The organism is Micromonospora sp. WMMD710, from assembly GCF_029626045.1.
Lineage (GTDB): Bacteria > Actinomycetota > Actinomycetes > Mycobacteriales > Micromonosporaceae > Micromonospora.
The window spans coordinates 2,734,487-2,757,524 of the sequence record NZ_JARUBD010000001.1; the positions used below are offsets into that span (position 1 = coordinate 2,734,487).

Annotated in this window: 21 protein-coding genes; 4 read left to right on the forward strand and 17 right to left on the reverse strand. The window is 71.5% G+C overall.

The window, feature by feature from the left end:
- Positions 1 to 11: 11 nt before the first annotated feature.
- A complete protein-coding gene (locus O7620_RS12550) occupies positions 12 to 722 on the reverse strand; it encodes an MBL fold metallo-hydrolase (protein ID WP_278123155.1) in 711 nt (236 codons plus the stop codon).
- Positions 723 to 988: 266 nt separating this feature from the next.
- Here O7620_RS12550 and O7620_RS12555 point away from each other — a divergent pair, with 266 nt between their 5' ends.
- Both O7620_RS12555 and O7620_RS12560 read left to right on the forward strand, forming a co-directional pair.
- The gene (locus O7620_RS12555; RefSeq protein WP_151492082.1) at positions 989 to 1,867 is read left to right on the forward strand and encodes a peptidylprolyl isomerase; all 879 of its coding nucleotides are present in this window, start codon (positions 989 to 991) and stop codon (positions 1,865 to 1,867) included.
- A 58-nt stretch (positions 1,868 to 1,925) separates the two neighbouring features.
- Positions 1,926 to 2,765 carry a peptidylprolyl isomerase gene (locus O7620_RS12560; protein ID WP_151492083.1) on the forward strand — a complete coding sequence of 280 codons (840 nt, stop codon included), beginning with the start codon at positions 1,926 to 1,928 and terminating at the stop codon, positions 2,763 to 2,765.
- 66 nt (positions 2,766 to 2,831) lie between these two features.
- Here O7620_RS12560 and O7620_RS12565 read toward each other — a convergent pair whose 3' ends face one another.
- The 8 genes from O7620_RS12565 to ruvC all read right to left on the reverse strand — a co-directional run bounded on the left by O7620_RS12565 (position 2,832) and on the right by ruvC (position 12,229).
- Positions 2,832 to 5,321, reverse strand: coding sequence for a bifunctional (p)ppGpp synthetase/guanosine-3',5'-bis(diphosphate) 3'-pyrophosphohydrolase (locus tag O7620_RS12565; RefSeq protein ID WP_192580432.1), 2,490 nt, complete (start codon positions 5,319 to 5,321; stop codon positions 2,832 to 2,834).
- 194 nt (positions 5,322 to 5,515) lie between these two features.
- The gene (locus O7620_RS12570) at positions 5,516 to 6,082 is read right to left on the reverse strand and encodes an adenine phosphoribosyltransferase (protein ID WP_151492085.1); all 567 of its coding nucleotides are present in this window, start codon (positions 6,080 to 6,082) and stop codon (positions 5,516 to 5,518) included.
- Between the two features lie 99 nt (positions 6,083 to 6,181).
- Positions 6,182 to 7,375: a protein translocase subunit SecF gene (gene secF, locus O7620_RS12575; RefSeq protein WP_278123156.1), complete on the reverse strand. Its 1,194-nt coding sequence runs from the start codon at positions 7,373 to 7,375 to the stop codon at positions 6,182 to 6,184.
- 1 nt (position 7,376) lies between these two features.
- Complete coding sequence (gene secD, locus O7620_RS12580; protein ID WP_278123157.1) at positions 7,377 to 9,281, reverse strand: protein translocase subunit SecD; 1,905 nt, start codon at positions 9,279 to 9,281, stop codon at positions 7,377 to 7,379.
- 278 nt (positions 9,282 to 9,559) lie between these two features.
- Complete coding sequence (gene yajC / locus O7620_RS12585) at positions 9,560 to 9,916, reverse strand: preprotein translocase subunit YajC (protein WP_151492087.1); 357 nt, start codon at positions 9,914 to 9,916, stop codon at positions 9,560 to 9,562.
- A gap of 122 nt (positions 9,917 to 10,038) precedes the next feature.
- Entirely contained in the window at positions 10,039 to 11,106 is a 1,068-nt protein-coding gene (gene ruvB, locus O7620_RS12590) for a Holliday junction branch migration DNA helicase RuvB (protein ID WP_151492088.1), read from the reverse strand.
- Positions 11,103 to 11,705, reverse strand: a complete 603-nt coding sequence (gene ruvA, locus O7620_RS12595; RefSeq protein WP_278123158.1) for a Holliday junction branch migration protein RuvA — start codon at positions 11,703 to 11,705, stop codon at positions 11,103 to 11,105. Before ruvA ends, ruvB begins: the two co-directional genes overlap by 4 nt.
- Complete coding sequence (gene ruvC, locus O7620_RS12600; RefSeq protein WP_278123159.1) at positions 11,702 to 12,229, reverse strand: crossover junction endodeoxyribonuclease RuvC; 528 nt, start codon at positions 12,227 to 12,229, stop codon at positions 11,702 to 11,704. The genes ruvA and ruvC overlap by 4 nt, the downstream gene beginning before the upstream one ends.
- Positions 12,230 to 12,563: 334 nt before the next feature.
- Here ruvC and O7620_RS12605 point away from each other — a divergent pair, with 334 nt between their 5' ends.
- Together O7620_RS12605 and O7620_RS12610 are read left to right on the forward strand one after the other, a co-directional pair.
- The gene (locus tag O7620_RS12605; RefSeq protein WP_151488400.1) at positions 12,564 to 13,346 is read left to right on the forward strand and encodes a 3-hydroxybutyrate dehydrogenase; all 783 of its coding nucleotides are present in this window, start codon (positions 12,564 to 12,566) and stop codon (positions 13,344 to 13,346) included.
- Positions 13,347 to 13,360: 14 nt separating this feature from the next.
- Positions 13,361 to 15,280 (forward strand): helix-turn-helix domain-containing protein, encoded by a 1,920-nt coding sequence (locus tag O7620_RS12610; RefSeq protein ID WP_151488399.1) that lies wholly within the window; start codon positions 13,361 to 13,363, stop codon positions 15,278 to 15,280.
- A gap of 23 nt (positions 15,281 to 15,303) precedes the next feature.
- Here O7620_RS12610 and O7620_RS12615 read toward each other — a convergent pair whose 3' ends face one another.
- The 8 genes from O7620_RS12615 to O7620_RS12650 all read right to left on the reverse strand — a co-directional run bounded on the left by O7620_RS12615 (position 15,304) and on the right by O7620_RS12650 (position 22,964).
- Positions 15,304 to 15,912 (reverse strand): TetR/AcrR family transcriptional regulator, encoded by a 609-nt coding sequence (locus tag O7620_RS12615; RefSeq protein ID WP_278123160.1) that lies wholly within the window; start codon positions 15,910 to 15,912, stop codon positions 15,304 to 15,306.
- 11 nt (positions 15,913 to 15,923) lie between these two features.
- On the reverse strand, positions 15,924 to 17,492 hold the full coding sequence (locus O7620_RS12620) for an MFS transporter (protein WP_278123161.1): 1,569 nt from the start codon (positions 17,490 to 17,492) through the stop codon (positions 15,924 to 15,926).
- Between the two features lie 141 nt (positions 17,493 to 17,633).
- Entirely contained in the window at positions 17,634 to 18,257 is a 624-nt protein-coding gene (locus O7620_RS12625; protein ID WP_278123162.1) for a transcriptional regulator, read from the reverse strand.
- A 76-nt stretch (positions 18,258 to 18,333) separates the two neighbouring features.
- Positions 18,334 to 19,347, reverse strand: a complete 1,014-nt coding sequence (locus tag O7620_RS12630) for a branched-chain amino acid ABC transporter permease (protein WP_278123163.1) — start codon at positions 19,345 to 19,347, stop codon at positions 18,334 to 18,336.
- Positions 19,344 to 20,225, reverse strand: a complete 882-nt coding sequence (locus O7620_RS12635; protein WP_278123164.1) for a branched-chain amino acid ABC transporter permease — start codon at positions 20,223 to 20,225, stop codon at positions 19,344 to 19,346. Before O7620_RS12635 ends, O7620_RS12630 begins: the two co-directional genes overlap by 4 nt.
- Positions 20,222 to 21,472, reverse strand: coding sequence for an ABC transporter substrate-binding protein (locus O7620_RS12640; protein ID WP_278123165.1), 1,251 nt, complete (start codon positions 21,470 to 21,472; stop codon positions 20,222 to 20,224). The genes O7620_RS12635 and O7620_RS12640 overlap by 4 nt, the downstream gene beginning before the upstream one ends.
- A gap of 51 nt (positions 21,473 to 21,523) precedes the next feature.
- Positions 21,524 to 22,216, reverse strand: a complete 693-nt coding sequence (locus O7620_RS12645) for an ABC transporter ATP-binding protein (RefSeq protein WP_151488393.1) — start codon at positions 22,214 to 22,216, stop codon at positions 21,524 to 21,526.
- Positions 22,203 to 22,964, reverse strand: a complete 762-nt coding sequence (locus O7620_RS12650; RefSeq protein WP_278123166.1) for an ABC transporter ATP-binding protein — start codon at positions 22,962 to 22,964, stop codon at positions 22,203 to 22,205. The genes O7620_RS12645 and O7620_RS12650 overlap by 14 nt, the downstream gene beginning before the upstream one ends.
- Positions 22,965 to 23,038 lie beyond the last annotated feature (74 nt).

Sequence of the window (23,038 nt, forward strand, 5' to 3'; positions counted from 1 at the left end):
GCGGACAAGAACTAGAGGCCCCGGGTGGGCGCGGCCGGTGACGTGCCGGCCACCTCGACGAGGTACGGGTTGCTGGCGCGCTCGCGGCCGATGGTGGTGCTGGGGCCGTGGCCGGGCAGGACGACGGTGTCGTCGGCCAGCGGGAGGACCTTGTCGCGCAGGCTGGTGAGCATGGCCGGCATGCTCCCGCCCGGCAGGTCGGTGCGGCCGATCGACCCGGCGAAGAGCACGTCGCCGGAGAGGCAGATCTCGTCGGCCTCCCAGCCCGAGTCGGCGCCGGGCAGCCGGAACAGCACCGACCCGCCGGTATGGCCCGGGGCATGGTCGACGGCGATCTCCAGGCCGGCGAGGGTGAGGGTGCCGCCGTCGGTCAGCTCCGCCACGTCCTCCGGCTCGGTGTAGCTCAACCGGCCGCCAAAGAGCGACGTCAGGTCGGTGGACAGGCCCTTGGCGGGGTCGGCCAGCATCTCCCGGTCGCCGGGGTGGACGTACGCGGTGATGCCGCGCGCACCGCAGACCGGCGCGACCGAGAAGGTGTGGTCGAGGTGCCCGTGGGTCAGCAGCACGGCGGCCGGATGCAGGCGGTGCTCGGCGAGCAACGCGTCGAGCTGGTCGAGCACCCCGATGCCGGGGTCGACCACCACGCACTGCTCCCCCGGCGCGGTCGCCACCACGTAGCAGTTGGTGCCGAACGCGTCGGCGGGAAAGCCGGCCACGAGCACGGGCGCTGTCCTTCCGTCGAACTGTGGTCCTGCCCAGCAGCCTAACCGGCCCGGCGAACCGGTTTGTCGCGTCCGTCCCGCCGGCCCCGCCGGGCACAGTGACAACTCCCGATAAGCGCTGCTCGTAGCGGGGTGGACCTCGTACACCACATTCCCAGTCGCTAGCCGTACACTCTGGCGGGCGTGTGGCGCGGCACACGTGACGCCCGGACGGGCCGGGACGCCCGGCCGCCGGCGACGACCAGGCAGAGGAAAGGGGAGCACGGGTGGCTTCCAGCAGGGACCGGCAGCGCAAACTGGCGCGGGCCAAGCTCGATCGGCAGTTGGCCCGCCGGGCCGCCGCCACGCGGCGCCGTCGGCAGATCCAGGCCGGTGTCGGCGCCGCCCTGGTCCTCGTGCTGATCGTGGCCGGCTCGGCGTGGGCGCTCGGGGCGTTCGACTCCGACCCGAAGCAGAACACGGCCGCCGAGGACACCTGCCTCTGGACGCCGCAGGACGCGGCGGCCAACACCAACCTCAAGGACGTCGGCACGCCGGAGACCAAGGGCCTGCCCACCGCCGGCACCCGGGCGATGACCGTGACCACCAACCAGGGCGGTCCGATCACCGCCGAGCTCAACCTCACCAGCTCGCCGTGTGCCGCGGCGAGCATCGCCCACCTGGCGAGCCGGTCGTTCTACGACAACACCACCTGTCACGAGATCACCGCCGACGGCGCGCTGCGATGCGGCGACCCCAGCGGCACCGGCCTCGGCGGGCCCACCTACTCGTTCTACGACGAGGACGTGCCGACCGTGCCGTCGGCCTCCCCGTCGGCCAGCCCGGCGCCCGGCCAGCCGCCGACGTACCCCAAGGGGACCGTGGCGATGATCTCCAACCCGCCGGGCAGCAACGGCAGCCAGTTCCTGATCTTCTTCAAGGACTTCACCACCACCGACCCGAAGTTCCCGGTGATCGGCAAGGTCACCGGCGGGCTGGACGTGGTCGAGAAGATCGGCGCCCTGCCGACCGTGGACAATGGGACCGGGGCGAAGGTCAAGCCCAAGACCGACGTGGTGATCCAGAGCCTCACGGTCGGCGAGCCGGCCACCGACGCGGCACCGTCGCCGTCCGGTGCCCCGGCCAGCAGCCCGAGCGCCGGCTGACCGGTCGCACCACCCACCCGAGCGGCACCCGGAAACAGACAGCCAGGAGGATCCAGGCGTGACGTCCACCAGAGAGCGGCAGCGCGCGGCGGCACGCGCCCGGCTCGAGAAGGAGATGGCCGAGCGTGCGGGCAAGGCCCGCAAGCGTCGGCAGACGCAGGCGATCGTCAGCGCGGGCGCCGCGCTGGTGCTCGTGGTCGCCGGCACGGTCTGGCTGGCGATGAGCCTCGGCGGCGACGACGACAAGACCGACACCGCCGCACCGGCGGCCGGCGCGTCCGAGTGCGTCTACAACGAGGTGCCGGCGGACCAGCGGTCGCCGCAGATCAAGGATGTCGGGCTGCCGAGCAACCAGCAGTCCGCCAAGGGTGTGCAGACCATGACGATCACCACCAACCTCGGGCCGATCACGGCCAAGGTCGACCGGTCGCTGGTGCCGTGCACGGCGGGGGCCTTCACGCTCCTCGCGGACAAGAACTTCTTCGACAACACCAAGTGCCACCGCCTGGTTACCCAGGGCATCAACGTGTTGCAGTGCGGTGACCCGAGCGCCACCGGCAAGGGCTGGCGCGACACCGACGGCACGGGTGGCCCGAGCTTCCGGCTGCCCGAGGAGAACCTGCCCACCGACAAGCGCCCGCCGTACCCGGAGGGCGTCATCGCGATGGCCAACTCCGGCCAGCCGGGCAGCACCGGCAGCCAGTTCTTCATCGTCTACGGCGACTCGCCGCTGGACCCCGCGTACACGGTCCTGGGCAGCGTCACCGGCGGCATGGACATCGTCAAGGACGTCGCCAAGGCCGGCGACGACGGGGCGTTCGCCCAGCAGGCCGGCGGTGGTCACCCGAAGAAGGAGGTCGTCATCACCGACCTCACCATGAGCCCGCCGCAGGGCTGAGGCCCCGAGCAACGACGAAGCGCCCGCCGGCTGAGCCGGCGGGCGCTGTCGTGTCCGGGGTACGCGTCAGGCGCCGGAGGTGACCCGGTACGCGTCGAACACGCCGTCGACCTTGCGGACCGTGGCCAGCAGGTGGCCCAGGTGCTTCGGGTCGGCCATCTCGAAGCTGAACCGGCTCACCGCCACCCGGTCGCGGGTGGTGGTGACGGTGGCGGAGAGGATGTTGACCCGCTCGTCGGAGAGCACCCGGGTGACGTCGGCCAACAGCTTGTGCCGGTCCAGAGCCTCCACCTGGATGGCGACCAGGAACGTCGAGGCGGACGTGAGCTTCCAGCTCACCTCGACGACCCGCTCGGCCTGGGCGCGCAGGTCCTCGGCGTTGGCGCAGTCGTCGCGGTGCACGCTCACCCCGCCGGAGCGGGTGACGAAGCCGAACACCGAGTCCGGTGGGACCGGGGTGCAGCACCGGGCCAGCTTGATCCAGACGTCGCTGACGCCCCGGACCACGACACCGGGGTCGCTGCTGCTCTGCCGGCTGCGCGGCGGCCGGGTGGCGACGGCGGTCTCGGCGATGTCCTCCGCCGCGCCCTCCTCGCCGCCGTACGCGGCCATCAGCTTCTGCACCACCGACTGCGCGGAGACCTGGCTGTCACCGACCGCCGCGTACAGCGACGCCACATCGGCCAGGTGCAGGTCGCGGGCGATCGACATCAACGCGTCGGAGGTGAGCATCCGCTGCAGGGGCATGCCCTGCTTGCGCATCGCCTTGACGATCGCGTCCTTGCCGGCCTCGATCGCCTCCTCGCGCCGCTCCTTGTTGAAGTACTGGCGGATCTTCGTCCGTGCCCGCGGGCTCTTGACGAAGCCCAGCCAGTCCTGGGTCGGGCCGGCCGTCTCGGACTTCGACGTGAAGATCTCGATCACGTCGCCGTTGGACAGCGTCGACTCCAGGGGCACCAGCTTGCCGTTGACCCGCGCGCCGATGCACTTGTGCCCGACCTCGGTGTGCACCGCGTACGCGAAGTCGACAGGCGTCGACCCGGTCGGCAGCGGGATGACGTCACCCTTCGGGGTGAAGACGTACACCTCCTGGCTGGACAGGTCGAAGCGCAGCGCGTCGAGGAACTCGCTCGGGTCGGCCGCCTCGCGCTGCCAGTCGAGCAACTGCCGCAGCCAGGTCATCTCGTCGATATGCGCCGGCGGGCCGACGATCTGGGTGCCCTTGTGCTCCTTGTACTTCCAGTGCGCGGCGATGCCGAACTCCGCGGTGCGGTGCATCGCGTACGTGCGGATCTGCATCTCCACCGGCTTGCCGGTGGGCCCGATGACCGTCGTGTGCAACGACTGGTACATGTTGAACTTGGGCATCGCGATGTAGTCCTTGAAGCGGCCCGGCACCGGCTGCCAGTTGGCGTGGATGACTCCCAGCGCCGCGTAGCAGTCGCGCACCGTGTCGACCAGGATCCGCACGCCCACCAGGTCGTAGATGTCGTTGAAGTCGCGACCCCGCACGATCATCTTCTGGTAGATCGAGTAGAGGTGCTTCGGCCGGCCGGTCGTCTCGGCCTTGATCTTGGCGGCCTTGAGGTCGGTGCCGACCTTCTGGGTGACCTGCCGCAACAGCGACTCCCGCTGCGGCTGGTGCTCCCCGATCAGTCGGTTGATCTCCTCGTAGCGCTTCGGAAACAGCGTCCCGAACGCCAGATCCTCCAGCTCCCACTTGATCGTGTTCATACCGAGCCGGTGCGCCAGCGGCGCCAGGATCTCCAGCGTCTCCTTGGCCTTCTGCTCCTGCTTGGGGCGGGGCAGGAAGGTCAGGGTGCGCATGTTGTGCAGGCGGTCGGCCAGCTTGATCACCAGCACCCGCGGGTCCTTGGCCATCGCCACGACCATCTTGCGGATCGTCTCGGCCTTCGCCGCGTCGCCCAGCTTGACCTTGTCGAGCTTGGTGACGCCGTCGACCAGCAGGGCGACCTCGCCGCCGAAGTCGGCACGCATCGCGTCGAGCGTGTATTCGGTGTCCTCGATGGTGTCGTGCAGCAGCGCCGCCACCAGCGTGGTGGTGTCCATCCCCAGGTTGCCCAGGATGGTCGCCACGGCCAGGGGGTGCGTGATGTACGGGTCACCGGACTTGCGGTACTGCCCGGAGTGCCACCGCGCGGCCGTGTCGAAGGCGCGCTGGAGCAGCCGCGCGTCGGCCTTCGGGTGGTTTTCCCGGTGGCTCGCGATGAGCGGCTCCAGCACCTCGCTGACCTGCGACGTCTGCCACGGCGCGTTGAACCGGGCCAGCCGGGCACGGACCCGCCGGCCGGTGGGCGCGTTGGACAGCGCGAAACCACCACTCGGCGACGGGTCGACGCCGGCGTCGGTCGGGAACGGGACCACCACCCCGTCCGCACCGGGGGACGCCTCGACGGCACCGGACTGCAGCGCCGCGCTCTCGCCCGGGGCTCTGCCAGCGCCGCTGCCGTTGCCCGTCACCCCGGCCGACGTGTCACCCGTCCGCTCGGTCACCGAGCCGTCAGCGTCGCCTGTCGGATGCACCGTGCCCTCCACCGGAGGGACGACATCGTGGGACACCGGCCTCCTCACCGCTCGCCGGAAACACACCGGCCGAACATCGGCCGGCCTGGTCTCGCGTCGCCGGACGGGGTACCGCCGACGTCAGCAAAGGGCAATGCTACCCGCACGGACGGTCCCCTGCCGCTCCGCCGGACGGCCGACGCCCGGCCCGGACAGCGGTACCGGGCTCAAACGGTCAGCAGGGCATGGACGGGACGCGGCGCCAGCCGCTCCCGGCCGCCCAGGAAGCCGAGCTCCAGCAACACCGTGAAACCGGTGACGGTGCCGCCGGCCCGCTCGACCAGGTCCAGTGTCGCCTCGGCGGTGCCGCCGGTGGCGAGCACGTCGTCGACCACCAGGGCCCGGTGCCCGGCGGTGAAGGCGTCCTCGTGCACCTCCAGGGTGGCCTCGCCGTACTCCAGGGCGTAGGAGACCGAGTGCGCCACGCGCGGCAGCTTGCCGGCCTTACGCACCGGCACCACACCCACCCCGGCCGCGTACGCGACGGCCGCCGCGACGACGAACCCCCGCGCCTCGATGCCGACCACGACGTCGAAGCCGTCCCGCCCGTGATACGCGACGATCCCGTCGACCACCTCGCGGAACGCCTTCCCGTCGGCGAACAGCGGCATCAGGTCCTTGAACAGGACGCCGGGCTGGGGAAAGTCGGGCACGTCCAGCACACGGCTGGCGACCAGCCGGGCGGCCTCCGGGCCGCTGTCCCCGCGGGCGGCGGTGCTGTGGGTCTCCGTCACGACTGTCTCGCTTCCCTTCCAACGACGACGGCGTCCGGCAATGCTGCTCGCACAGCATGCCGGACGCCGTTCGGGCGTTTCCTCCCGGGTCAGCCCCGGTCAGCGTCGCTTGGCGCCACCGGGCCGGTTGCCGCCGCCACCGGGGCGACCGCCCCGGGTGCCGGTCTGCCGCTTGCCCGCCGGTCGCGCGCCCACCTTCGGCGCGGCGCCGGCCAGCGCGGCCGCCTCCGGGTCCACGTCCGCGTCGATCGCGTCGGTCGTGGCCGGGCTCGGGGCGCCCTTGGGCGTGACCTCGCCGCGGGCCAACGCGCCCCGGCGGGTCAGCACCCGCTTGTTGTGCGCCTGGATCCGCGGATCGTAGTTCTTCAGCAGCGCCAGCAGCGGCGTCGCCACCAGGATGGAGGTGAGGAACGCCACCGCCATACCGACGAACAGCACCAGGCCGAGGTCCTTCAGCGTGCCCGCGCCGAGCAGGCCGGCACCGATGAAGAGCAGACCACCGACGGGCAGCAGGGCCACCACGGAGGTGTTCAGCGACCGCATCAGGCTCTGGTTGATCGCCAGGTTGGCCGCCTCGCCGTACGTCTGGTTGTTGTTGGCGGTGATGCCCCGGGTGTTCTCCTGCACCTTGTCGAAGACCACCACCACGTCGTAGAGCGCGAAGCCCAGAATGGTGAGGAAGCCGATGATCGTCGACGGGGTGACCTCGAAGCCGACCAGCGAGTAGATGCCGGCGGTGAGGATCAGGTTCATGAACAGCGAGGAGACGGCGGCGACGGCCATCCGCCACTCGAAGCGCAGGATCAGGTAGACCATCACCAGCGCGATGAAGATGACCAGACCGAGCACGGCCCGCTCGGTGACCTGGCTGCCCCACGCCTCGCTGACCTGGTTGCCGCTGATCTGATCAGCGTTGATGCCGAGATCCTCGGCGATCTGCGCCTTGACCGCGTTGGCCTGCTCGACGCTGAGCTGCGGCGTGCGCAGCTCGTACGAGTCGCCACCGGGGCCGCCGATCTTCTGGGTCGTGGCCACCTCGACGCCGGTGTTCTCGGCGGCGAGCGCCGAGTTGACCTCCCGCTCGGCGTCATCGAGGGTGCCGACGCTGGCCGGCACCTGGAACGAGTTGCCGCCGGCGAACTCGATGCCGAGGCTGAAGCCACGGATCGAGAAGCTGAGGATCGCGATCAGGACCAGGACTCCGGCGATGCCGAACCAGAGCTTGCGCCGGCCGACGATGTTGAGACCGGCCTCACCGTTGTAGAGGCGGCTCGCCAGACCGTTTTGAGCCATCTCAGGCCTCCTTGGCGCGCGGGTTGCGGGGCTGAGTCTGCTGGGTGCGGGCCGGAAGCGCCCGGCCCAGACCGCTGACCCGCGGGGACAGGAACGCCCGGGTCCGGGCGAACATCGTCATGATCGGGTGCCGGAAGAGGAACACCACCACGAGGTCCAGCACGGTGGCCAGGCCGAGGGCGAAGGCGAAGCCCTTGACCGTGCCGACCGAGACCACGTAGAGCACGACCGCGGAGAGCAGCGTGATCGCGTTGGCCGAGATGATCGTCCGACGGGCCCGGATCCAGGCACGGGGCACCGCGCTACGCGGGCTGCGTCCCTCGCGGATCTCGTCCTTCAACCGTTCGAAGTAGATGACGAACGAGTCCGCCGCCACACCGAGCGAGACGATCATTCCGGCGATGCCGGCGAGGGTGAGCGTGAAGCCGATCTGCCGGCCGAGCACCACCAGCGCGCCGAAGACCAGCAGCGCGGAGAGGATCAGGCTCAGGAAGATCACCGAGCCGAGCAGCCGGTAGTAGAAGAACGCGTAGATGATGACCAGCAGCATGCCGATGCCGGCCGCGAGCAGACCCGCGCGCAGGTGGCTGGCACCCAGCGTGGCGGTGACGTTCTGCGCCTCCTGCTGCTCGAAGGTCACCGGCAGCGCACCGTAACGGAGCTGGCCGGCGAGGGCGCTGGCGTCCTTCTGGGTGAAGTTGCCGGTGATCTGGGAGTTGCCGGTCAGCACGCCCTGGATCTCCGGGGAGGAGACGATCTCGTTGTCCAGCACGACGGCCACCCGGCACTTGCCGTCCTGACCGAGCGCGGTCGCGTCGCAGGCCTGGCCCTCGTTGTTGAACGCCTCGCGGGTCAGCGCGGTCCACTTGCCCTGGCCGTCGCCGGTGAAGTCGAGGCTGACCACCCAGGCGTTGGTCTGGTCGAGCACGGCGTCGGCGTCGTCCACGTCGGTGCCCAGCACCTTGGCCTGGTCGAGCAGGTACTTGGAGGCGCCGTCCTCGCAGGAGACCACCTGCTGCTTGGCGTCGGAGATCGACGCCGGGGGACGCTTGTCGAGCTGCGCGCAGGTGATCATCGGCACGTTGAACTGCATCTGCGCCGGCAGCACGGCCACCTCTTGCGGCGTCAACGCGCCGAACGGCTTGAGCTTGTCGGCGAGCGACGGGTCGGACGCCAGGTCGGCCGGAGCCTGCAAACCGTTGGCGGCCTGCCACGACGCGGCGCCGACCTTCTGCTCGACGGCCTTGCGCTGCTGCTCGATGCTGGCCGGCACCGGCTCGGCGCTGGCGCTCGGCGACGGCGCGGCGGCGCTCGGCGAGGTCGACGGGGTCGGGGTCGGGGTGGCGCTGGGCGACGCCGGGGCCATGCCGCCCTGGCCGCCGCTGGGCGACGCGGTCGCCTTCGGCGCGTTGCCCGACGGGGTCGGCGACGCGGCGCCGGACGGGGTCGGGTTGGCGCTGCCCGACGGGGCCGGCGTGGCGGCCGGCGGCGCGGCGGCCGCGCCGCTGCCGTCGGCGGCCTTGAGCACCTTGCGGAAGCGCAGCTCGGCGGCGCTGCCCACGTCGGTCAGATCCCGGTTCTCACCGGGCAGGGAGATGACGATGTTCCGGTTGCCCTCGGTGACCACCTCGGCCTCGGCCACGCCGAACGCGTTGACCCGGCTCTCGATGATCTGGCGGGCCTCCTCGAGGTTGTCCGCGGTCGGTGGCTTGCCGTCGACGGAGTTGGTCGCCTCCAGCGTCACCCGGGTGCCGCCGATCAGGTCCAGGCCGAGCCGTGGCTCAAGCCGGTCCTTCAAGCTGCCGCTGGCGCCGGAGAAGAACACCAAAAGATAAAGGACCACGAAGATGAACCCGAGCACGGCGAGCTGCCGCCCGGGGCGCATCTGTCCCTGAGGTGGTGCCACGGCTGTCCTGTCTCCCTGTACGGTCGCGCCGCTGTGTGCAGCGGCGGCGGTGTCGGGCCGGGGGTCCCGGCCGACGGGTCTGACCTGGGTCGGCGGGGTGCCGACACGGCTGGCCGGACGCGCCGACGGGACGCCGACGGTCACGGGAACGTGCCGACGCCCGGCGTCGACCCAACTATCCAGTTTTCACGTCTCGTCCGCTGCCCCGTCGGGCGCGGTGCCCCCGGGAGAATGCTCGACCGGCCGTACGCCGGACCGCACCACCCCGGGAGGGAGGGTCACTCCTTGATGGTGTCCGCGTCCCCGAGGGCCGGCTCGCTCGGCAGCTCCGCGCGGGTGACCACCCGGGCGATGGCGGGCCGGGCGTAGCGCGTCTGCACGCCGGGGGCGACCTCGATCAGGACGGTGTCGTCCTCGATGCCGGTCACCGTGCCGTAGAGCCCGCCGATGGTGACGACCTCGTCGCCGGGGCCGAGCGCGGACTGCATCGCCTCCGCCTCGCGGCGGCGCTTCTGCTGGGGTCGGATCATCATGAAGTACATGACGCCGAAGAGCAGGGCGATCATCAGGATCGGCGTGAAACCGCCGGCCCCGCCACCCGCTGCTGCGTATCGCACGGTTACTGACCTTCCCATTGGCCACCTGTCCGGCACGGGGAGTGCCGGAGCGGAGGCGGAATCTCACGTCCTGTACAGACCGCGGCGAAGTCTAATCCCTGCACCTGAGAACACCGAATGCGGCACAGATCACGTTCACATCACGGCTGATCGGTGTCCAACGAGAACAGATCGGGCGCGGGAGGGACATCTACACCAAATGTACCATTCGGTGGAGTTCGCCCCAGGTGCCGCCAAGCCGCCTCGGTGGCCACCCGCCCCCTCGGCGTCCGTGCCAGCAGGCCAGCCCGGACCAGGAACGGCTCGCAGACCTCCTCCACCGTGTCCGGCTGCTCCCCCACCGCCACGGCAAGCGTCGACAACCCCACCGGGCCACCCCGGAACGAGTCGACAAGCGCGGTCAGCACCGCCCGGTCCAGCCGGTCCAGGCCCAGCGCGTCCACGTCGTACACCAGCAGGGCGGCACGGGCGGTCTTCAGAGTGACCACGCCGTCGGCCCGGACCTCGGCGTAGTCGCGGACCCGGCGCAGCAGCCGGTTGGCGATCCGCGGGGTGCCCCGGGACCGGCCCGCGATCTCGGACGCGCCGTCGGCGGTGATCGGCACACCCAGGATCCGGGCCGAACGGTGCAGCAGCGTCTCCAGGTCGGCCGGGGCGTAGAAGTCCAGGTGCGCGACGAAACCGAACCGGTCCCGCATCGGCCCGGTCAGCAGACCCGAGCGGGTCGTCGCCCCGACCAGGGTGAACGGCTCGACGTCCAACGGGATCGCGGTAGCGCCCGGACCCTTGCCGACCACCACGTCGACCCGGAAGTCCTCCATCGCGCTGTACAACAGCTCCTCGGCCGGGCGCGCGATCCGGTGAATCTCGTCGATGAAGAGCACGTCGCCCTCGGCCAGGCTGGTCAGGATCGCGGCCAGGTCACCCGAGCGTTCGATCGCCGGGCCGCTGGTCACCCGGATGCCCGCACCCAGCTCGGCGGCGACGATGTTCGCCAGACTCGTCTTGCCCAGGCCCGGTGGACCGGAGAGCAGGATGTGGTCCGGCGGCGAACCCCGCCGCATCGCGCCCTGCAACAACAGGTCGAGCTGGTCACGCACCCGATCCTGGGCGATGAACTCGGACAGCCGTTTCGGCCGTACCGTGGCCTCCGCGTCCAGATCCGCGTCGCTCACGTACGCCGAGACGAGGCCGTCGGTCTCGCTCATCGGGTCCGGCCCAGCAGGCGGATGGCCTGCTTGAGCAGGACCGGCACGGGCGGTGTCGGACCGTCGATGGTCTCCGCGACGGCGGCCACCGCCTGGTCGGCCTGCCCGGCCGTCCAGCCCAGCCCGACCAGCGCTTGGCGGACCTGCTCGGACCAGCCGCCGCCGGTCACCCCGGCCACGCCGTCGGCGCCGATCGGCACCGGGCCGATCCGGTCGCGCAGCTCCAGCACCAGGCGCTCGGCGCCCTTCTTGCCGATCCCGGGCACCCGGGTCAACGCGCCCGTGTCGGCGTTGGCGATCGCCTTGCGGACCGCGTCCGGGGTGTGCACCGCCAGCACCGCCTGGGCCAGCCGGGGGCCGACCCCACTGGCGGTCTGGAGCAGCTCGAACAGCGCCTTGGCGTCGTCGTCGGCGAAGCCGTACAGGGTCAGCGAGTCTTCCCGGACGATCAGGCTGGTGGCGAGTCGCGCGGTCTGACCGACCCGCAGCTCGGCGAGCGTCCCGGGCGCGCAGTGCACGGCCAGGCCCACCCCGCCGACCTCGATCACCGCCTGGTCCGGACCCGTCGCGGTCACCGTGCCACGCACGCTGGCGATCATCGCGTTCCTCCTCGTCGTGCCCGGTCGGCCGCCGCCGCCAGCTTGGAGCGCGTCCCGCCGCGCCACACGTGGCAGATGGCCAGGGCGAGCGCGTCCGCGGCGTCGGCCGGCTTCGGCGGCTCGGCCAGTCGCAGCAGTCGCGTCACCATCGCGGTCATCTGCGCCTTGTCGGCCTGACCGGACCCGGTCACGGCCGCCTTCACCTCACTCGGTGTGTACGTCTGCACGGGCAACCCGGCGCGCGCTCCAGCCAGCACGGCGATGCCACTGGCCTGCGCAGTGCCCATCACCGTACGCACGTTGTGCTGGCTGAACACCCGCTCGACGGCGACACTCTCCGGCTGGTGCTCGGCGACCAGCTTGCCGAGCGACCGGTCCAGGTGCAGCAGGCGCAGGGCCAGGTCGTCCGCCGGGTCGGTGTAGACCACGTAGTAGGCGACCAGGGTGCAGGGCCGGCCGGGGACGCCCTCGACCACGCCCACCCCACACCGGGTCAAGCCCGGGTCGACTCCGAGTACGCGCACGCCGCCCCCTCCCCAACCCTCAGCAGTACGTGTGTTCGACACCCTAACCGTCGGCCTTCCCACCAGCCCCACGGGACACGCCCCCCGCGCCCTCGCGCCCTCACGCCCGGGCGTCGGGGGCCGACAGCTGGCAAGGTCATGCTCGAACCAGGATGTAGTGGCCACGAAGCGCCGGTAAGCCACTACATCCTGGATGTAGCACGATCTTGCAGGGCGCGAGGCGCGGCGGGGCCGCGGGGCGGGCGGCGGGGCGGGCGGGCCACACAGCTTTGGTACGGAGTATGTGTTGCCGGCCCATGTGCCGGAGAGCACACAGCTCGTAACTTCTTGCGCCATGACGGCAGAACCCGTGGCGGTCCCCCACGTCGTACAGGTCGACCTCGCCGGTCGCACCGCCCTGGTCACCGGGGGCGGCAGCGGCATCGGGCGGGCGTGCGCGCTGCGTCTGGGCGCGGCCGGCGCCAAGGTGCTCGTGGTGGACCGCAACCTGGATGCGGCCAAGGCGGTGGCCGCCGAGGCCGGCGGTCGGGCCGAGGGGGTGGATCTGGCGGACCCCGCCGCGGTGGACCGACTCGACGTGGACGTGGACATCGTGGTCAACAACGCCGGGCTCCAGCACGTCGCCCCGCTGCAGGACTTCCCCGTCGAACGCTTCGAGTACATCCAGCGGGTGATGGTCGAGGCGCCGTTCCTGCTGATCCGTCGCGCGCTGCCGCACATGTACGCCCGCGGCTGGGGCCGGATCGTCAACATCTCCTCGGTGCACGGGCTGCGCGCCTCGCCGTACAAGGCGGCGTACGTGTCGGCCAAGCACGCCCTGGAGGGGCTGTCGAAGGTGGTGGCGTTGGAGGGCGCCGCGCACGGGGTGACCGCGAACTGCATCAACCCGGCGTACGTGCGGACGGCGCTGGTGGAGAGCCAGATCGCCGATCAGGCGGCCAGCCACGGCATCGACGAGGCCGAGGTGGTCGAGAAGATCATGCTGGCCCGGGCCGCGATCAAGCGGCTGATCGAGCCGGACGAGGTGGCGGAGCTTCTGGCGTACCTCTGTTCGCCGCCGGCGGCCTTCATCACCGGCGCGTCGATCGCCCTCGACGGGGGCTGGACGGCCAACTAGTGCGCCCGAGCACAATGTCGACCATGTCGTCGCCGGTGGAGTTCCTGGAGCTGCTCGCCCGTGAGGCCGCTCCGGTCGAGTTCGAGGGACCGTTGGTGGCCGCGCGGGCCGCCGGGGTGTCCGCCGACCGGCTGGCCGAGCTGGAGCAGGCCAAGGCCGTGGCGCTGCGGGTCCGCGCGCTGCTGGAGCGCCGCCGCCGCCGGGAGACCGAGCTGTCCGGCCTGTACGACACGGTCAGCGATCTGGCCGGGCTGCGCGACCTGGACGACGTGTTGCGGGCGATCGTGCACCGGGCCCGCAACCTGCTCAGCGCCGACGTGGCCTACATGACGCTCAACGACGACGAGCGTGGCGACACCTACATGCGGGTGACCGACGGGTCGGTCTCGGCCCGCTTCCAGCGGCTGCGGCTGCCGATGGGCGCGGGCCTGGGTGGTCTGGTGGCGCAGTCCGGCGCCCCGTACGTCACGGCGAACTACGGCGAGGACGAGCGTTTCCACCACACCGGGGAGATCGACGCCGGGGTCGGCGAGGAGGGCCTGGTGGCGATCCTCGGGGTGCCGCTGCGGCTCGGGTCCACCTCGATCGGAGTGCTCTACGCGGCCAACCGCTCCGCCCGACCGTTCGCCCGGGAGGAGGTGGCGCTGCTGGTGTCCCTCGCCGCGCACGCCGCGGTGGCGATCGACACCGCCCGGTTGCTGGCCGAGACGCGTTCGGCGCTGGCCGAGCTGTCGGCGGCGAACACCACGATCCGGGCGCACAGCAGCTCGGTGGAGCGGGCCGCGGCGGCGCACGACCGGATGACCGCGTTGGTGCTGCGGGGCGGCGGGGTGGAGGACGTGGCCGCCGCGGTGACCGAGGTGCTGGGCGGGGCGCTGCTGGCGTTGGACGCCGAGGGGCGGCTGCTGGCCCGGGTGGGTGAGATCAACGAGCCGGATCGGACGGACATCGTCGAGGCGGTGGCCGCCTCGCGTACCGAGGGGCGCAGCGTGCGCCGCGGTCCACTGTGGTACGCGGCGGTGGTGGCGGGCGCGGAGAACCTGGGTGCCCTGGTGCTGCGCCCGGACGACGAGTTGGTCGACGCCGACCAGCGGATCCTGGAGCGGGCGGCGCTGGTGACCGCGCTGCTGCTGCTGTTCCGGCGGACCGTGGCGGAGGCGGAGGGTCGGGTCCGCGGCGAGCTGTTGGACGACCTGATCGCCCGGCCGTTGCGCGACACCGACGCGTTGCGCAGCCGGGCGCGCCGGCTCGGGGTGGACCTGGACGCACCGCACGTGCTGGTGGCGGTGGACGACGACGCGATCGCGGCGACGGGCTCGGCCCGGCAGCGGGTGCTGTCGTGGGCCACCACGTACGCCTCGGCGCGGGGCGGGCTGGCGGCGGCGCGCGACGGTCGGGTCGTCCTGATGCTGCCCGGCCAGGACGCCGGTGGCAGCGCCCGGGCAGTGGCCCGGGACCTGTCCCGGGTGACCGGCCGCCCGGTGACCGCCGGTGCGAGCGGACCGGCCACCGGGCCGACGGCGCTGGCCGGCACGTTCCACGAGGCGGACCGGTGCCTCACCGCGCTCGGGGCGCTGGGGCGGGCCGGTCAGGGGGCGAGCACCGCGGAGCTGGGCTTCGTCGGGTTGCTGCTGGGCACGGTGGGTGACCGGGGTGAGAAGGACGTGACCCAGTTCCTCACCGCCACGGTGGGGCCGGTGGTCGACTACGACGCCCGGCGCGGGACGGCGCTGGTCAAGACCCTGGAGGCGTATTTCGGGGTGGGCGGCAGCCTGGCCCGGGCCGCCGAGCAGCTGCACGTGCACGTCAACACGGTGACCCAGCGGTTGGAGCGGGTCGGGCAGTTGCTCGGCGCGGACTGGCAGCGGCCGGAGCGGGCGCTGGAGGTGCAGTTGGCGCTGCGCCTGCACCGCCTGCGCGCCCCGGCGGGCTGACCCACCGGGGCGGCGCGGGCCGGTCAGCGGGCGCGGATCCCGTCCAGGACGGCGTCGACGACCTGCGCCGGCAGGGTCTTCGCGTCCAGCTCCGGGTTCCACTGCAGCACCCGTTGGATCAGCATCGGGCCGGTGAGCAGCGCCATGGTGACCTCCACGTCGATGTCGGGCCGGAGCAGGCCCTCGTCGATGCCACGCCGCAGCACCTCGCGCATCAGCTGCCGACGCGGGGAGATGATGTTCTGGTAGAGCCGGAAGTGGTCCGGACTGCGGTTCACCTCGGGCACCAGACACGGCATGATCTTCGATGCGCGCGGGTCGACGTTCTTGCCGACCGCGCCGACCAGCAGGATCAGGTCGTCGCGGACCGAGTGCCCCTCGGGCTGCGCCATGATGCCCTTGAGCCGGCGCAGCGCGTCCAGCAGTAGTGCTTCCTTACCGGCCCAGCGGCGGTAGATGGTGGCCTTGCCGACTCCGGCGCGGGCGGCGATCGCCTCGATCGAGAGCGCCTCGATGGTGCTGCCCTCGGCGAGCAGGTCGAGGGTGGCCTCGATGATCGCCTCATCGGCGCGGACGCTCCGCGGTCGCCCGGGCGACCGCGGAGCGTCGGCAGTGGACGTCATGTCCGACATTGTCGCCGAACCTAGGCCATGCCGGCCAACTCGGGCTCGGTGGCGGGTGCCGCCGAAGCCGGAGCCAGGGCCTCGCGACCCGGCATCCACCGCAGCACCACCAGCATCCCGAGCGCCGCGACCACCGCGGACAGGGCCGCCGCCCAGTGCATGGCGGTGACGAAGGCGTCGTTGGCCGCCGAGATCAGCGTCGGCGCCGCCGGACCGAGCTGCCCGGCCGCCGCGTACGCCCCGGAGATGGACTCGTCGGCCGCGTCACGAGCCTGTGCGGGCAGGCCGGTCAGCGCGTCGCCGATGTCACTGCGGTAGACCGCGGAGAGCACCGAGCCGAGGACCGCCACGCCGAGCGCGCCGGCCACCTGGCGGACGGTGTTGCTCACCGCGGAGCCCACGCCGGCCTTCTCGCGGGGCAGCGCCGACATGATCGACTCAGTGGCCGGCGGCATGATGTTGGCCATTCCGACGCCCTGGATGAAGAAGACGACGAGCACGACCCAGATCGGGGTGGACGCGCCGATGAAGGCGAACGCGGCCAGCGCCACCACGGTCAGCCCCAGCCCGACGGCGGCGACCGCCCGACCGCCGTGGCGGCGGACCATCGCGGCGCTGCGCGGCGCGAAGATCAGCTGGGCGCCGGCGAAGGGCAGGAAGAGCAGGCCGGTCTGCAGCGGGCTGTAGTCGCGCACCAGCTGCAGGTAGAACGAGCTGAAGAACATCACGCCCATCGCGGCGAAGAACACCAGGCCGACGATCGCCACCGGCGCGGCGAAGCGCGGCACCTTGAACAGCCGGACGTCCAGCGACGGGTGGTCGGAGCGGAGCTCGTGCCGCACGAACCAGGCCAGCACCGCGATGCCCACCAGGATCGAGCCCCAGGCCACCGGACGGTCGAAGCCGTGCTCACCACCGTCGATGATGCCGTAGGAGAGAGCCACCAGGCCGACCACGGAGAGCAGGACGCCGAGCAGGTCGACGCGGCCGGGGCGCGGGTCACGCGACTCGGGGACCAGCAGTGCCACCAGGACCACGCCGGCGACGACCACCGGGACGTTGATCAGGAAGACCGAGCCCCACCAGAAGTGCTCCAGCAGCGTGCCGCCGAGGATCGGGCCGATCGCCACGGCCAGGCCGACCGCTCCGGCCCAGACGCCGATGGCCCGGCCGCGCTCGCGCGGGTCGAACACGTTGGAGATGATCGAGAGCGTCACCGGCATGATGGCCGCGCCGCCGACCCCCATCAGGGCGCGGGCCGCGATGAGCTGCGCGGGGCTGTCGGCGTACGCGGAGAGCAGTGACGCCAGGCCGAACAGCGCCAGCCCGATCATCAGGAAGCGCTTGCGGCCGGCGCGGTCGCCGAGCACCCCGAAGGTGAACAGCAGTCCGGCGAAGACCAGCGTGTAGGAGTTGATGGACCACTCCAGCTCGCCCTGGCTGGCACCGAGGCCGTGCACCGGGTCGGCCAGGGTGCGTAGGGCGACGTTGAGGATCGTGTTGTCGAGGACGACCACGAGGAGGCTGATCACCAGCACCCCCAGGATCGCCCACCTCCTCGGGTGTCCCGTGTTGTCGTGCAGTTCCATGCCCGGTTCTCCCCCCGGTTTCACCCGCCACAGAATTCGAGACGGGCCAGACTCGTAACTGCGAACAGACTACGGGCGGCATTAACGATACGGAACCGATCCGTATCGCATGTGGTGGGCGTCACTCCCCGTACGGCGGGTTCAGCGGGCGGCCAGGCAGGCGTCGACGGCGGCCGGCAACGTGCCCAGGTGGCTCGCCGGAACGCCGGGCGGCTCGATCCAGCCCGGCCCGGCGCCGTACACCCGCAGGAACGGAAAGTCCCGGGCGAACCGCACCAGGCGGTACGCGCGGCCGGTGACCGGCGTCTGCGACCAGAGCACGACGGTGTGCGGCCGGGCCCTGCGCACCGCGCTGGCCAACGCCGACCAGGGCAGCGCGGGGCCGAGGTGCAGACAGCCGCGTCCCTGCTCCCGCAGCGCCGCGGCGAGCGCGTGCAGGCCGAGAGCGTGCGCCTCCATCTCGGCGCCGGCGAGCAGGACCCCGCCGGTGGGCAGCGACCGGCCCGGCTCCCGGCGGTGCACGTCCAATCCGACCCGGACGCCCTCGCACAGGGCGCGCTCGATGGCGATCTCGGTGGCGCTACGCCCGGACAGCCGGCCCAGCAGCGGTTGGCAGACCCGCTCCCACACGGCCGGCACGCCCCACTCGTCGGCCAGTTCCAGCATCAGCGTGGCGACACGGTTACCGTCCAGGTCCTCGGCCGCCAGGCGGACCCGCTTGTGCGCGGTCTCCACGGCCTCGGCCGGCATCGGATCGGTCAGCACAGACGTACCCCCGGGTAGACGGTCTCTACCCGGGGGTTCGCTCCGACGGCGCGCGGCGGATGCGCCCGCGCCGGATTTACCGGCGGCGGGCCGCCAGCCGCTGCGCCAGCGTGGCGGCGCTGCCCCAGATGCCGCGCCGGAACAGCACCACCACGAGGACGAAGATGCCGCCGGTGACCAGGCCGATCGCCTCGAACCCGGAGAACGACAACCAGTCCTCCAGGCGCACGACGATGGCGGCGCCGAGCACCCCGCCCCAGAGGGTGCCGATCCCACCGAGCACCACCACGATGACGGCCTTGCCGGAGGTGGTCCAGTGCAGCACGTCCAGCGAGACGAAGCGGTGGCCGACCGCGAACAGCCCACCGCCGAGGCCGGCGATGAAACCGGAGAGGACGAACGCGGTCAGCTTGTAGCGGTGCACCGGATAGCCCAGCGCCCGGGCCCGGGCCGGGTTGTCCCGGATGCCGACCAGCACCCGGCCGAACGGCGAGTGCACGATCCGCCAGGCCGCGGCCAGCCCGAGCAGCACGATCGGCAGGATCGCGTAGTAGAAGTAGTAGTCGTCGGTGAGATCGGCGCCGAAGAACTCGCGGGGCACGCCCTGCAGCCCGTTCTCGCCCTGCGTGACCGACCGCCACTCGTTGGCGACGTAGTAGACCATCTGCGCGAAGGCCAGGGTCACCATCGCGAAGTAGATGCCGGTCCGCTTGACCGCCAGGTACCCGATCGGCACGGCGAGGACGGCCGCGGCGAGCGCCCCGGCCAGCACGGCGAGCGGGAACGGCAGGCCGGCGTGGATGGCCACCAACCCGGTGACGTACGCCGAGGTGCCCCAGAACGCGGCGTGCCCGAACGACATCAACCCGGTGAAGCCCAGCAGCAGGTCCACCGCCACGGCGAACAACGCCCAGCAGAGGATGTCCACCGCCACCGCCGGGTAGAGGCCGTTGGGCAGCCACGCCGCGACGGCCAGCCCGACGGCGAGCAGCGCGTAGCGCACCCAGCCGGGGGCGCGGGCGACGGCGACCAGCCCGGACGGCGGGGCCGGGCGGGACGCGTCGGCGGGCGTGTCCACGGTACTGGTCATGCCGGCGCCTCCTCACGGCCGAACAGCCCGGCCGGACGCCAGAGCAGCACACCGGCCATCACGATGAAGACGATCGTCTGCGACACGATCGGGAAGTGCGACAGGTACGCCTCGCCCCACGCCTGCACCAGGCCGATGCCGAAGCCGGCGGCGACCGAACCGAAGATCGAGCCCAGCCCACCGATCACCACCACCGCGAAGACCACGATGATCAGGTCGGCGCCCATCAGCGGGTTGACCGCGCGCATCGGCGCGGCCAGCACCCCGGCCAGGCCGGCCAGCCCGATGCCGAAGCCGAAGACCGGGGTGACCCAGCGCCCGACGTCGATGCCGAACGCGCGGGTCAGATCCGGCCGCTCGGTGGACGCGCGGACCACCACGCCGATCCGGGTCCGGGTGAGCACCCACCACACCGCGACGCAGAGCAGCACCGCGAAGCCGAGGATGAACACCCGGTAGGTCGGGAAGTCGAACAACCCGAAGTTCACCGTCCCACTCAAGCCCGACGGGGTGGCGTACGGGCTGGACTGCACGCCGTAGCGCAGCTTCACGAGGTCCTGCAGGATCAGCGTCAGGCCGAAGGTGAGCAGGAAGTTGTAGAGCGGATCCAGCTTGGTCAGCCGGTGGATCACGGCCCGTTCGAGCGCCATGCCGAGCAGACCCAGCCCCACCGGCATGATCACCAGGGCCGCCCAGAACGGCACACCCGCCTCGGTGAGCAGCACGTACGCCCCGAAGGCGCCGAGCATGTAGAACGCGCCGTGCGCGAAGTTGACCACCCGCAGCATGCCGAAGATGACCGCGAGCCCGAGGGCGAGCAGGGCGTAGAACGCCCCGCTCACCAGCCCGTTGAACGTGTTCTGCGCGAAACCACTCATAGCTTGCAGTCCGCGGACGGCGCGCGGAACGCCTCCGCGGCGGGGATGGTCTTGAGCACCTTCACGTAGTCCCACGGCTCGGTGACCTCGGACTGCGGCTTCACCTGGGCCAGGTACGCGTCGTGCACCACCCGGTGGTCCTCTGCGCGGATCGTGCCATTGCGCAGGAAGACGTCCTCGACCGTCTTGCCCTCCAGGCCCTTGACCACGGCGTCCGCGTCGTCGGTGCCGGCGGCCTGCACCGCCTCCAGGTACTGCAACGCCGCCGAGTAGTTGGCCGCGTGCGCGAACGTCGGCCGGGTGCCGGCCTTCTGCTGGAACCGGTCGGCGAACTCCCGGTTCTTCGCGTCGAAGTTCCAGTACCAGGCGTCGGTGTACGTGGTGCCGGCCAGCGCCGCCGGGGTGAGCGAGTGAATGTCGGTGAGGAACATCAGCCCCACCGCCAGGCCGACGCCCTTGTCGCGCAGCTTGAACTCGTTGTACTGCTTGACCACGTTGACCAGTTCCGCGCCGGCCTGCATGGTGCCCAGCACGTCCGGCTTCGGGTTCAGCGTCGGCGCCTTGAGCAGGAAGGTGGAGAAGTCGCCGCTGGTGTTCGGGAACGGCGCGCCGTCCTTGCCGACGACCTTGCCGCCGGCCGCCGTGATCGCGGTGGAGAAGCTCTTCTCCATGTCCTGACCGAAGGCGTAATTCGGGTACAGGATGTACCAGTTCTTGCCGATCTGCTCGGTGGTGGTCTTCCCCGTGCCGTTGGCCAGCATGTACGTGTCGTACGCGTAGTGGAAGGTGTACCTGTTGCAGCTCTTGCCGGTCAGGTCGGTGGTCGCCGCGCCGATGTTGAAGTAGAGCTTCTTCTTCTCCTTCGCCACGTCGGCGACCTTCAGCGCCGCCGACGAGGTGGGCACGTCGAGGATCAGGTCGACGCCCTTACGGTCGTACATCTCCTGGGCCTTGGAGTTCGCCACGTCCGGCTTGTTCTGGTGGTCGGCGGTCTCCACGGTGATGTCCTTGGTCACCGCCTTGTCGCCGTACTTCGCGGTGAAGTCGGCGATGGCCATCTCCACCGCCGTCACCGAGTTCTTACCGGACAACTCCGAGTACGCCCCGGACTGGTCGTTGAGCACGCCCAGCACGATCTTGTCGCCGGTCAGTTTCCCCTCGCCGCCCGACTGGGGGCCACCGCCGCCGCAACCGGCGACCAGCACCACCGCGGCCGACGCCGCGGCCACACCCACCGTCCTGCGCATGCCCACTCCATCCATCCCGCGCGTCGTCGCGCGGATCGTCGTTGAGAGAAATCAGATCCCGAGGTACGCGAGCAGTTCGCGCTCACGCGAGCGCACCTCGGAGTTGTCCATCGCCTCGGCGACACGTCCCTCGGCCAGCAGGTAGTGCCGGTCGGCGACACCGGTGGCGAAGTGCAGGTTCTGTTCGACCAGCAGCACGGTCACCCCGTGCTGCTTGGCCTCGCGCAGCAGGTCGCCGACCTGCTGCACCAGCAGTGGCGACAGCCCCTCGGTGGGCTCGTCGCAGAGCAGCAGCCGGGCGCCCATCCGCAGCACCCGGGCCAGCGCGAGCATCTGCTGCTCGCCTCCGGAGAGCATGGTGGCCGCCGAGTCCCGCCGGGTGTAGAGGGCCGGGAACGCGTCGTACACCCGCTGCAGCGACCACGGGTCCGGGCCGACGGTCGGCGGCAGCGTGAGGTTCTCGGTGACGGTCAGCGTGGCGTAGCTGCCCCGGTCGTCGGGCACCCAACCCAACCCGAGGCGGGCCCGTTTGTGGGCCGGCAGCCTGCCGATGTCGCGCCCGTCCAACTCCACCGTGCCGCGCTGACCGGGATGCAGCCCCATCACGCAGCGCAGCAGGGTGGACTTGCCGGCGCCGTTGCGCCCGACCAGGGTGACCACCTCGCCGGCGGACACCTGGAGGCTGACGTCCCGCAGCACCTGCGCCTCACCGTAGAAGGCGGACAGATTCTCAATGCGCAGCATCGGCGGCTCCCAGGTAGGCGGTGATCACACGCTCGTCGGCGCGAACCTGCTCGTACGGGCCCTCGACGAGGACCCTGCCGGCCTGCAGCACGGTGACGGTGTCGGCGAGACGGCCGACCACGCTCATGTTGTGCTCCACCATCACCACGGTCCGACCCTCGCGGACGCGGCTGATCAGCTCGACGGTGCGGTCGACGTCCTCCAGCCCCATGCCGGCGGTCGGCTCGTCGAGCAGCAGCACCTTCGGGTCCAACGCCAACGCGACGGCCAGCTCCAGGGCCCGCTTGCGGCCGTACGCGAGGGCTGCGGAGGGGGCCTCCGCCAGGTCGGCCAGCCCCACCATGGCCAGCAGCTCGTCGGCCCGCTCGGTGTAGCGGCCCATCAGCTTCGCCGAGCGCCAGAACCGCCAGCCCAGCCCGCTCGACGACTGCAACGCCAGCGCCACGTGTTCCCGTGCGGACAGTTGCGGGAAGAGGCTGGTGATTTGGAACGAGCGGGCCACGCCGAGCCGTGCCACCTGCTCCGGGGGCAGCCCGGTGACGTCCCGCCCGGCCAGTTCGATCCGCCCGCCGCTGGGTGCGAGGAACCCGGTGAGCAGGTTGAACAGGGTGGTCTTGCCGGCACCGTTGGGGCCGACCAGCGCGTGCACGCTGTCCGGCGCGACGTCGAGGTCGACATCGTCGACCGCCCGGAAGCCCCGGAAGTCCCGGGTCAGCCCGCGGGCCGACAGGAGCGCTTGCCCGGCCATCGCCTCATCCTCCGCACGGTCACGGCGACGGTCGATCCGGTGACCGTGGTCACATGCCCGTCGCGTGGAGGAAA

What these genes read in the sequence shown, in the direction of transcription:
- secF (WP_278123156.1), bottom strand. Translation starts at nt 7,375, where the DNA reads ATGGCTCAAAACGGTCTGGCGAGCCGCCTCTACAACGGTGAGGCCGGT.
- O7620_RS12645 (WP_151488393.1), bottom strand. Translation starts at nt 22,216, where the DNA reads ATGCTGCGCATTGAGAATCTGTCCGCCTTCTACGGTGAGGCGCAGGTG.
- O7620_RS12610 (WP_151488399.1), top strand. Translation starts at nt 13,361, where the DNA reads ATGTCGACCATGTCGTCGCCGGTGGAGTTCCTGGAGCTGCTCGCCCGT.
- O7620_RS12650 (WP_278123166.1), bottom strand. Translation starts at nt 22,964, where the DNA reads ATGGCCGGGCAAGCGCTCCTGTCGGCCCGCGGGCTGACCCGGGACTTC.
- O7620_RS12620 (WP_278123161.1), bottom strand. Translation starts at nt 17,492, where the DNA reads ATGGAACTGCACGACAACACGGGACACCCGAGGAGGTGGGCGATCCTG.
- O7620_RS12630 (WP_278123163.1), bottom strand. Translation starts at nt 19,347, where the DNA reads ATGACCAGTACCGTGGACACGCCCGCCGACGCGTCCCGCCCGGCCCCG.
- ruvB (WP_151492088.1), bottom strand. Translation starts at nt 11,106, where the DNA reads ATGAGCGAGACCGACGGCCTCGTCTCGGCGTACGTGAGCGACGCGGAT.
- yajC (WP_151492087.1), bottom strand. Translation starts at nt 9,916, where the DNA reads ATGGGAAGGTCAGTAACCGTGCGATACGCAGCAGCGGGTGGCGGGGCC.
- O7620_RS12605 (WP_151488400.1), top strand. Translation starts at nt 12,564, where the DNA reads ATGACGGCAGAACCCGTGGCGGTCCCCCACGTCGTACAGGTCGACCTC.
- O7620_RS12635 (WP_278123164.1), bottom strand. Translation starts at nt 20,225, where the DNA reads ATGAGTGGTTTCGCGCAGAACACGTTCAACGGGCTGGTGAGCGGGGCG.
- ruvA (WP_278123158.1), bottom strand. Translation starts at nt 11,705, where the DNA reads ATGATCGCCAGCGTGCGTGGCACGGTGACCGCGACGGGTCCGGACCAG.
- O7620_RS12640 (WP_278123165.1), bottom strand. Translation starts at nt 21,472, where the DNA reads ATGCGCAGGACGGTGGGTGTGGCCGCGGCGTCGGCCGCGGTGGTGCTG.
- O7620_RS12615 (WP_278123160.1), bottom strand. Translation starts at nt 15,912, where the DNA reads ATGTCGGACATGACGTCCACTGCCGACGCTCCGCGGTCGCCCGGGCGA.